The organism is Variovorax paradoxus (assembly GCF_000834655.1).
In the GTDB taxonomy this organism is placed as follows: domain Bacteria; phylum Pseudomonadota; class Gammaproteobacteria; order Burkholderiales; family Burkholderiaceae_C; genus Variovorax; species Variovorax paradoxus_F.
This window is the reverse complement of record NZ_JXQQ01000092.1, coordinates 1-3196: the sequence shown is the minus strand read 5'-3', so window position 1 is coordinate 3196 and position 3196 is coordinate 1. Positions and strand designations below refer to the sequence as shown.

The window sequence follows — 3196 nt, the reverse complement described above, 5'->3', positions numbered from 1 at the left end:
CGGCCCACGCGCGCCACGCCCAGCACATCGGCCCAGATCGCGGCCAGTGCTTCTTCGACTTCACCTTGCGGCGCCTCGTAGGCGTCGGCGTTCTCCAGCCCGGGTTCGGGCAGCGCCTTGCGGTCGACCTTGCCGTTGGCGTTCAGCGGCAGTGCGCCGAGCACCACCACCGTCGAGGGGACCATGTAGTCGGGCATCACCTCGGCCAGGCGCTGGCGCAACTCGGCCGAGCCGATCTCGCGGCCCGCATGCGCCGAGACGTAGCCCACCAGGCGCGCGCCCAGCGGGCCTTCGCCGGCCACCACCACGGCCTCGCGCACCTCGAGTTGCGACAGCAGCTGCGCCTCGATCTCCCCCAGCTCGATGCGAAAGCCCCGGATCTTCACCTGGTGGTCGATGCGCCCCAGGTATTCCAGTTGGCCCTGCTCGTTCCAGCGGACCAGGTCACCCGTGCGATAGAGCCGTCCGCCCTTGTCGTCGAACGGATCAGCCACGAAGCGCTCGGCGCTCAACCCGGCCCGACCGAGATAGCCGCGCGCCAGCAGCGCACCGCCGATGCACAGCTCGCCCGCCGCGCCCTGGGGCACCAGGCTGAAGTCGGGGCCGACCACGCGCAATGCGCGGCCTGCCAGCGGCACGCCGATGGGCATGCGCAGCGGCACGCCTTCGTCGCCGTCTTGCAAGTCTTTCAAGTAAGGCGCGCAATCGAGCACCGAGGCCGTGACCGTCGCCTCGGTCGGTCCGTAGGTGTTGAGCAGCGCGATGTGCGCGAGCCCTGCCTTGCGCCAGGCGTTGAGCCCTTCGGGCGGCATCGCCTCGCCGCCCGCATGAACCTGTCGCAGCGCGCCGTACGGGCGTTCGCCATGCCGCGCGAAGTCCTGCGCGAGCAGCAGCCAGTAGGCCGTGGTGAGGTCTGCCACGCTGATGCGCTTGTCGATGAGTTCGCGGTAGAAGGTCTCGCTGTCCCACAGCGCAGGGCCGCGCAGCACGATCGCGGCGCCCGCCGCGAGCGGCGGAAAGGTCTGCTCGATGAATCCGTCGAAGTTCAGCGTCGAGAACTGCAGCACGCGGTCCGATGGCACGAGGCCGAAGAACCGGATCGATTCCTGCGCATGCTGCACCAGCGCGCCGTGCGAAATGCCAACGCCCTTGGGCCGGCCGGTGGAGCCCGAGGTGTAGATCAGGTAGGCCAGGCCGTCGCGATGCAGCACGACCTGCGGATCGTGCGCGGGCTGCGCAGACAGGTCGAGCGCATCGAGCGCCAGCGTCGGCAACGAGCCGCTGGATGCAAGGCGCCCCGCGATGTGCGACTGCGTGAGCAGCAGCGCGATGCCGCTGTCGCCGACCATGTAGGCCAGGCGGTCGGCCGGGTACTCCGGGTCGAGCGGCACATAGGCGCCGCCGGCCTTCAGGATCGCGAGCAGGCCCACCATCATCTCGACCGAGCGCTCCACCGCGATGCCCACGCGGTGCTCGGGATTCACGCCGAGTCCGATCAGGCGGTGCGCGAGGCGGTTGGCCCTCGCGTTGAGTTCCGCATAGCTCAGCGTTGCATCGCCGAACACCAGCGCGGGTGCCTCCGGCGTTTCTTTCGCATGGCGCTCGAACAGCCGGTGCACAGGCTGCGCATCGTCGTAGCCTTGCGGGTTGACGCCCCATGCCGCGAGCTGTTGCTTCTGCAATGCGGGCACCAGGTCGAGGTCGCATGCGAGCTGCGCAGGCTGCGTTGAAAGCGCCCGGGCGACCTCCGCGATCGCCGCATGCATCAGGCCGCACACGCGCTGCGCGTCCACAGCCTGGTCGATCAGCGCGACCAGCTCGAAACCGTCGCCCAGGTCGTCCACCGACATGTCGAACGGGTAGTTGGTGAACTCGCGCCCGCCGAGCACTTCCATGCCTTCGCCCAGCGGGTTCTTCGACGACTTCACCGGCCGCGGATTGAAGCGGTAGTTCAGCAACGCCGAGAACAGCGGCGTTCCGCCTGGCAATGCCGTACAGCGCTGCGCCAGAGAAAGGCCGGCATGCTCGTGGTGCAGCAGTTGCGTGAGCGCTTCATGCGTCTGCTTCACGCAATGCAGGACGCTTCGGGTTCCCAGGCGGATCCGCAGCGGCAGCGTGTTGATGAAAAGCCCGACCGCGCGCTCGGCGCCCTGGCCGCCCTGCATGCGCCCGAACAGCACCGTGCCGAACACCACATCGTCCTTGCCCGTGGCCTTGCCCAGCACCAGCGCCCACGCCAGGTGGAACAGCGTTGCCGCCCCCACCCCATGGCGCTGCGCCTCGCGTCGCACCTGCTGCGCGAGCTCCGGCGCCAGCCTGAGCTTCGCCTCGTGCACCCGCGTGCCGTCGCCCTGCACGTCCAGCAGGTTGAACGGCGCCGTCGGCTCGTCCACGTCGCCCAGCATCCGGCGGAAGAACGCCTCGTGTTCAGCCTGACTCACGCCAAGGCGCGCCTGCCCCACGAAGCGCCTGAAGGGCACCGGCTCGGGCAACTCGGCCTGGCGGCCCTGCTCGATCAGCGCGATCTCTTCGACCAGCAGGTCCAGCGTCGTGTGGTCAAGCACCAGGTGGTGGCTGGGCAGTTGCAGCAGCCAGCGGTTGCTCCTGTCGTCGTGCGCGGCGATGGCGCGGATCATCGGCGCCTCGCGCACGTCGATTCGGTAGTGCGAGGGGTGGACGTGGGCCGCGAGTTGGCCTGCCACGTCATTGGCCATGTCCACGTCCTGAAGCCATTGCAGCGTCAACGTCGCGTTGCGCTGCACCACCTGCACCGGCTCCTTCAATCCCTCCCACAGCACCGCGGTGCGCAGGATGTCGTGGCGTGCGATCACCTGATTGAAGCTGGCGATGAAGCGCTCCAGCCGCTGGCGGCTGTCGAAGCTCAGGCCCAGCGGCGTGACGTAGGCATCGCCTTCTGTCTGCAGCAGGTGATGGAACAGCATGCCCTCTTGCAGGGGCGCGAGGGGGTAGATGTCCTGGATGTTGGAGGCACCGCCCTGCACTGCCGATTCGATGCGCGCGATCTGCGGGGCATCCAGCTCGATCAACGTGACCATCTGCGGCTCGATCGCCTTGCAATTGGCGGGGATGCCGTTGGCAGGAACAGCGACTTCATCGCCTTGCCGCTCCTGCGTCAGTGCCTGCGCAAAGGCAGCAAGCTGCGGGTGCTGGAACAAGGTGCGCACCTGCACCGACC

Annotated in this window: 1 protein-coding gene; it reads right to left on the bottom strand. The window is 68.5% G+C overall.

What is annotated here, in order from left to right; translation table 11 throughout:
* A partial coding sequence (locus RT97_RS27800) for an amino acid adenylation domain-containing protein (RefSeq protein ID WP_042582093.1) occupies positions 1–3196 on the bottom strand: 3196 nt, incomplete at both ends.